The sequence below is a fragment of the Neisseria sp. P0018.S001 genome (genome assembly GCF_051957355.1).
Classification (GTDB): domain Bacteria; phylum Pseudomonadota; class Gammaproteobacteria; order Burkholderiales; family Neisseriaceae; genus Neisseria; species Neisseria subflava_A.
This window is the reverse complement of sequence record NZ_JBQCWN010000016.1, coordinates 33635-40036: the sequence shown is the minus strand read 5'-3', so window position 1 is coordinate 40036 and position 6402 is coordinate 33635. Positions and strand designations below refer to the sequence as shown.

The window sequence follows — 6402 nt, the reverse complement described above, 5'->3', positions numbered from 1 at the left end:
CTGTACTAGATTAGCTCTAAATTCCACACCAATCCCGCAGGATTTTTAGCTGCCGGGACGGTGTGCCGAAGTTAAATCGAAATTCGCATTCTTTCAAGAACAGCGGGAAAGATTTGCGATCGATTCCATTGTATTTTCGCAAGACACGTTTTGCCTGATTCCAAAAATTCTCAATGCCATTAATGTGGTTCTGACGGTCGGCAAATTCCTTGGAATGGTTGATGCGGTAATGGATGAAACCGCTCACGTCCAACTGGTCGTAGCTGCTCGGACTATCGGTATAAACAATACTGTCCGGCATGATTTTCTTTTTAATGACAGGGAGTAACGTTTCAGACTTGGCATTATCCACCACAACGATATAGACCCGTCCGTTGCGTTTCAGAATGCCGACGACAACCACTTTTCCTGCCACACCGCGACCACGCCTGCCTTTACGCTGTCCGCCGAAATAGCTTTCGTCCAGCTCGACAGGGCCCTCGAAAACCTCATCGGCAGCCAAGGCCAAATGATAGTTTATAACCGTGCGGATTTTACGGTAGAACAGTGCTGCTGAATTGGGATGGATACCCAAAATATCGACTGCAGAACGGGCGGTAACTTCCAGTACAAAAAAACGGAGCAGTTCTTTCTGTGCTTTTTTCTTTAATTTGCAGTGCGTTATCTTCATATTTCGAGGGTAACATATCTGCTAATCTAGTACAGCCCCTAATTTAATTGTTCCTGCTAACATAACTAACCTCAGTTAGCTAAGGAAGGAGAAGAAATATTTAGTCTTATCAGATTGGCACACTATCAATTTTCAGACGGCCCTTTGTTATAATCCTCTCTTTACCTGAACATAAAACAGGCCGTCTTATGGAAGTCATCCAATATCCAAATTCCCCCTTCAAACTCCACCAACCCTTTCCGCCCGCAGGCGACCAGCCTACCGCCATTGCCGGTTTGCTCGAAGGGCTTTCAGACGGCCTTGCTTATCAAACTCTGCTCGGCGTAACCGGTTCCGGCAAAACCTACACCATGGCGAACGTCATCGCCCAAAGCGGCCGGCCCGCCATCATCATGGCGCACAACAAAACCCTTGCCGCCCAGCTCTACGCCGAAATGCGCGAGTTTTTCCCCGAAAACGCGGTGGAATATTTCGTCTCCTACTACGACTATTACCAGCCCGAAGCCTATGTGCCCAGCCGCGATTTGTTCATCGAAAAAGACAGCGCGATCAATGAACACATCGAGCAAATGCGCCTTTCCGCCACCAAAAATCTAATGACGCGCGACGATGTGATTATCGTCGCCACCGTGTCTGCCATTTACGGTATCGGCGATCCGACCGAATATCAACAAATGGTGTTGTCCGTCAAAGAAGGCGACACCATCGAGCAGCGCGACATCATCGCCACGCTCGTTTCCATGCAATACGAACGCGGCGATTTGGACTTCAAACGCGGCAGCTTCCGCGTACGCGGCGACGTGATTGACGTGTACCCCGCCGAAAGCTCCGAAAACGCCTTGCGCATCAGCCTGTTCGACGACGAAATCGACCGCCTCGATATGTTCGACCCGCTTTCAGGCAGCCTTATCCAACGAGTCGGCCGCTACACCGTCTTCCCGTCCAGCCACTACGTTACCCCGCGCGACACCGTCTTGCGCGCCTGCGAGTCCATCAAAGAAGAACTGCGCGAACGCATCGAATTTTTCGCCCGCGAACAACGCCCCGTCGAGCAACAACGCATCGAGCAGCGCACCCGCTTCGACCTCGAAATGCTCTACGAAATGGGCTTCTGCAAAGGCATCGAAAACTACTCCCGCCACTTCTCCGGCAAAAAAGAAGGTGAACCGCCGCCCACGCTGATGGACTATCTGCCCGACAACGCCATCATGTTCATCGACGAAAGCCACGTTACCGTTACCCAAATCGGCGGCATGTACAAAGGCGACGCATCGCGCAAACAAAATCTCGTGGACTACGGCTTCCGCCTGCCTTCCGCTCGCGACAACCGCCCGCTCAAATTCCACGAATTTGAAAAAGTCATGCCGCAAACCGTCTTCGTTTCCGCCACTCCCGCCAAATACGAAGAAGAACATGCCGGACAGGTGGTCGAACAAGTTGTCCGCCCCACAGGGCTGGTCGACCCCCAAATCATCATCCGCCCCGTCGCCACCCAAGTCGACGATTTAATGAGTGAAATCAACGACCGCATCCAAAAAGGCGAGCGCGTGCTCGTTACCACCCTCACCAAACGCATGGCGGAGCAACTCACCGACTATTACAGCGAACTCGGCATCAAAGTGCGCTACCTGCACAGCGACATCGACACCGTCGAGCGCGTTGAAATCATTAGAGATTTGCGGCTCGGACTGTTTGACGTACTCGTCGGCATCAACCTCTTGCGCGAAGGCTTGGACATTCCCGAAGTCTCCCTCGTCGCCATCCTCGACGCCGACAAAGAAGGCTTCCTGCGCTCCCACCGCAGCCTGATTCAAACTATAGGCCGCGCCGCGCGCAACGTGAACGGCGTCGCCATCCTGTACGCCGACAAAATCACCGACTCCATGAAAGCCGCCATCGACGAAACCGAACGCCGCCGCGAAAAACAAATTAAATTCAACGAAGAACACGGCATCGTGCCGCAGCAGATTAAAAAACAGGTCAAAGACATCATCGACGGCGTGTACCACGAAGAAGACAGCGGCAAAGGTCGTCTGAAAGGCAAAAACAAGGTTAAAGTTGGCGAGATTCACAATGAAGAAGACGCAATTAAAGAAATCGCCAAACTGGAAAAAGCCATGCAGCAGGCGGCTAGGGATTTGCAGTTTGAAGAGGCTGCTGTACTTCGTGATAGAATACGGAATATTAAGGAAAGTTTGCTGTTTTAAATAAATATATACAGCGCAATAAATAAGGTAAATAGATATGTTATTTTATGGATATCAAGTTAAATCCGATCATAGAGATAATTCACATAGAAAAAGTCAATGGAAAATTTGTGAAATTGATGAATTAAAAATTTTTACATTTGGATTTTGTAATAATTGGTGCAGTAAAGAGAACGATGTATTATGGTCTTGTTCAGAAAATTTCCAAGCTATTGGAGTGGAAAGCCAAGAAAACAAAAATGCGGGTAGCCCATATGATAAATTATATTTTGCAAGATTTACTAAAGATGCACAACATATTTGGCACGGATTCCCTATTTCCCAATATAATCAAAATGATGAAGTGCCAAAAAGTATAAAACTTGAAGTAGGAAAATATTTTTCTACCACGGAGTTTAAAGATAAATTTAATAAATGGATGAAAGGAAAGTTGTGATGATTGAGTTAAAAATAGAAGGAAATTATATTGATTCATTTATTTATTCGGGATCATTTTTCTTACTGGATTCAGAGATGAGATTAACATCATTTCCTTGGAAAGATGTTATAAATTGCATTGAAGAAAAAAGTCAAGAAAAAAAACAACTAATTTATAATTATTTTTCAGGGGAAAAATACGATGTTTCTTTAATTAAAGAAGAATCTTTTAACTACATTATTAATAAGGAGAAAATGGATAAAATTTCACAGAAAGAAAGTAATAAACATTGTGTAATAGATTTTGATTACTGGGTAACTGATATTGATATTTATAAGAATACTCTTTTTATATCTAGTCATGAGGGAATAGATAATTTTGCTACAAATCGGCAAGAATTACGAAAAGGGGAACCTAAATTTGAATTTTTTCCTCAGCAAAAAAATAAGCTTACTGAGCAAAAAGTTTTTGATATAACTGTTGGAAATTATTCCAGATTAATTGCTACCTGCGGTAAAGATGGTGCATTGCAAATTAATATGAAAAGCAAGGATGAGAAAGGAGGATTATTTGAATTATCAACAGATATATACCAACTTAGTGATGATATTTGGATAAACTGTGATTGGGATAGTGAAATTGGTATTGCTGTTATTAAGAATAAATTGAAACAAGAATTTTTTAAATTTAATACTATAAATAAAGATGAAATTATTTCTGATGAAAGTGGAAAAATTCTATTTGAAAAACTAAACAAAGAAAATAAAAGAAAAGTAATACAAGAAAAGCATCCTGAAAAAATGATAAAAAAAGATGATGTTATAAATAGTTGGATTGTAGAAGAAAATGGAAATAAAAAAATTGTTTTTCTTGATATAGATCTTAATTTCCATCAATTAAACTTAGATAACTTTGTTGAAGAGCAATCTAATATACAAGCGGAATTTGAAATGACGGACTTTTCTAATTTACATAGAGATTTAATTTTAGAAACTCAAAAGACTGATTTTGGGATTGTTATTGAAACTCTAGATAAATTATTTTTTATTCCTAATTTGTATAGTGGAAATAAAATTAATAAACCTTTTTCTCTTAATTGTGTAACTAATTGGAGAACTTTTCCAAAATCAAAAAATTATAGAAATCAGTTGCATATAGTTCAAAATGATCATGTATCAATAATCGGTGTTAACCTTGAATAACAAAACAAGCAAGCCGTAGCCTGTGTAGATAGCAAGCGTAGCAAGCGTAGGTTGGGTCAAGACCCAACAAAACTGTTCAATTTCGCAAAATGTTGGATTTGCAACCCAACCTACATTTTGCTCAAGTGGCACATAATAAAAAGGTCGTCTGAAAACCGATTTAACGTTTTCAGACGACCTTTGTTTCATTCCAAACAACAAATATAATCGCTTAAAGACTGGTTTCTTCCTGTTGGTTCAACACCCAACAAAATCCATTTTAAAAAGACCCCTCCCATCATGACCTATCCGCAAGCCCTGCAACAACTTCAATACTGGCTGACAAGCAGCCAAGCATCTCAAGCTAACCATCTGAATTTCAATGTACATCCCCTTTCAACCGATGAATTGCAGGCGATACGCGAATATACGCAAAATAGGCTACCTGAAAGCTATTATTTATTTTTACAGCAATGCGGCACGGGAGATTTTTTCTATTCATGGTACACCAGCGTGATCGATCAAACCGTATCGCAAACGCCCAAAATAGAAATCTACAACCTCGCCCAACTGCAAGAACAAAATCTCTATTACCAACAACTATTACGCGAAGAACTCGACGACCTACCGCCCGACGAACACCCCGACATAGGCGAAATCTTTATCATCGGCGCGCATGACAGCATGGGAGATTGGTTCGGCTTCGATTTGTCCCGTGCCGAACCCAACTTCGATATTTTTATCCACGATGCTGCCAATCCCGCCACCTATGCCGAAGAGGCCCAATGGCGACAGTTTGAAGATTGGATCATCCGTTGCGTGGAAAGTGAGGGAGAAGATACGCTTTAAATGGTGGCATAAGTAAAACACAGTGAGGTAAAGTGGGTACTCATTAGCCATGTATTTCTGCTAACCATGCTTGAGTGGCTACGCCAAACAATAAGGCCGTCTGAAAACCATTTAAAGTTTTCAGACGGCCTTATTGTTTATTCACTCAAAACCTAACAGTCAAACTCGGCAATCACTGGCGCGTGGTCGCTGGGGCGTTCTTGGGCGCGGGTTTCTAGGTCGACGGTGACGTCGGTAAGGGTAGCGGCGAGTTCGGAGCTGCTGAGGATGTGGTCGATGCGCAGGCCGAGTTTGCGTTGGAACATGGCGCCGCGGTAGTCGAACCATGTGTAGAATGCGCCTTCGGGGTGGATTTTGCGCAGGCTATCGGTCAGGCCGAGGTCGATCAGGTTTTTAAACCATTGTCTTTCGATGGAGGAGCAATGGATTTTTTCGTGCCATTTTTCGGGGTCGTAGCAGTCGGCATCGGCCGGGGCGATGTTGAAGTCGCCGAGCAGTACGAGTTTGGGGTGGGCGGCCATTTCGGCGCGGACGAACTCGGTCAATGCGGCAAACCATTGTTCTTTGTATTGGAATTTGGGGCTGTCCAGGGCTTCGCCGTTGACGCAATAGACGTTGATGACGCGCACGCCGTTGATGGTGGCGGCGATGACGCGGCGTTGCGGGTCATTGGGGAGGGTGGGCAGACCGCAATGTACGTTTTGCGGTTCGTGGCGGCTGATAATGGCGACGCCGTTGTAGGTTTTTTGGCCGCTCCAGACGCAGTGCCAGCCCATCATTTGCAGGGCGGCTGCCGGGAATTTGTCTTGATCGAGTTTGAGTTCTTGTAAGGCGAGTATGTCGGCTTGGTGGTCGGCCAGCCAGTTTTGTACTTGGGGCAGGCGGACGTTGAGGGAATTGACGTTCCAAGTAGCGATTTTCATGATGTTTCCGTGTGTGCTGTTGGGTGGGAAGGCGGCGGATTGCGCCTGTGTGCATGGGCGGTATTGTATAGCGGATTGGTTTATTTTTCGATATGGGCTGAAAGGGGCAGGCCGTCTGAAAGCTGATGTTTCAGACGGCCTTGATGTTGTGATG

Annotated in this window: 6 protein-coding genes; 4 read left to right on the top strand and 2 right to left on the bottom strand. The window is 44.8% G+C overall.

Features of this window, described 5'->3' with window-relative positions; translation table 11 throughout:
- Window positions 1-16: 16 nt before the first annotated feature.
- Entirely contained in the window at window positions 17-670 is a 654-nt protein-coding gene (locus tag ACTHTJ_RS09750) for an IS1595 family transposase (protein ID WP_070713882.1), read from the bottom strand.
- A 188-nt stretch (window positions 671-858) separates the two neighbouring features.
- Between ACTHTJ_RS09750 and uvrB the strand changes: the two genes are divergently transcribed.
- The 4 genes from uvrB (at window position 859) to ACTHTJ_RS09730 (ending at window position 5325) form a co-directional block, all read left to right on the top strand.
- Complete coding sequence (gene uvrB / locus ACTHTJ_RS09745; RefSeq protein WP_440360751.1) at window positions 859-2877, top strand: excinuclease ABC subunit UvrB; 2019 nt, start codon at window positions 859-861, stop codon at window positions 2875-2877.
- A 37-nt stretch (window positions 2878-2914) separates the two neighbouring features.
- Window positions 2915-3313: a hypothetical protein gene (locus ACTHTJ_RS09740; protein WP_070584554.1), complete on the top strand. Its 399-nt coding sequence runs from the start codon at window positions 2915-2917 to the stop codon at window positions 3311-3313.
- Complete coding sequence (locus ACTHTJ_RS09735) at window positions 3313-4497, top strand: hypothetical protein (protein ID WP_070584556.1); 1185 nt, start codon at window positions 3313-3315, stop codon at window positions 4495-4497. Before ACTHTJ_RS09740 ends, ACTHTJ_RS09735 begins: the two co-directional genes overlap by 1 nt.
- A gap of 279 nt (window positions 4498-4776) precedes the next feature.
- Window positions 4777-5325, top strand: a complete 549-nt coding sequence (locus ACTHTJ_RS09730) for an SMI1/KNR4 family protein (RefSeq protein WP_070584557.1) — start codon at window positions 4777-4779, stop codon at window positions 5323-5325.
- Window positions 5326-5477: 152 nt separating this feature from the next.
- Here ACTHTJ_RS09730 and xth read toward each other — a convergent pair whose 3' ends face one another.
- On the bottom strand, window positions 5478-6248 hold the full coding sequence (gene xth, locus ACTHTJ_RS09725; RefSeq protein WP_070584559.1) for an exodeoxyribonuclease III: 771 nt from the start codon (window positions 6246-6248) through the stop codon (window positions 5478-5480).
- Between the last annotated feature and the right edge of the window lie 154 nt (window positions 6249-6402).

Bases quoted from the DNA above. Each gene is read 5' to 3' on its own strand.
- ACTHTJ_RS09730 (WP_070584557.1), top strand. From the start codon at position 4,777: ATGACCTATCCGCAAGCCCTGCAACAACTTCAATACTGGCTGACAAGC.
- ACTHTJ_RS09740 (WP_070584554.1), top strand. From the start codon at position 2,915: ATGTTATTTTATGGATATCAAGTTAAATCCGATCATAGAGATAATTCA.
- uvrB (WP_440360751.1), top strand. From the start codon at position 859: ATGGAAGTCATCCAATATCCAAATTCCCCCTTCAAACTCCACCAACCC.
- ACTHTJ_RS09750 (WP_070713882.1), bottom strand. From the start codon at position 670: ATGAAGATAACGCACTGCAAATTAAAGAAAAAAGCACAGAAAGAACTG.
- xth (WP_070584559.1), bottom strand. From the start codon at position 6,248: ATGAAAATCGCTACTTGGAACGTCAATTCCCTCAACGTCCGCCTGCCC.
- ACTHTJ_RS09735 (WP_070584556.1), top strand. From the start codon at position 3,313: ATGATTGAGTTAAAAATAGAAGGAAATTATATTGATTCATTTATTTAT.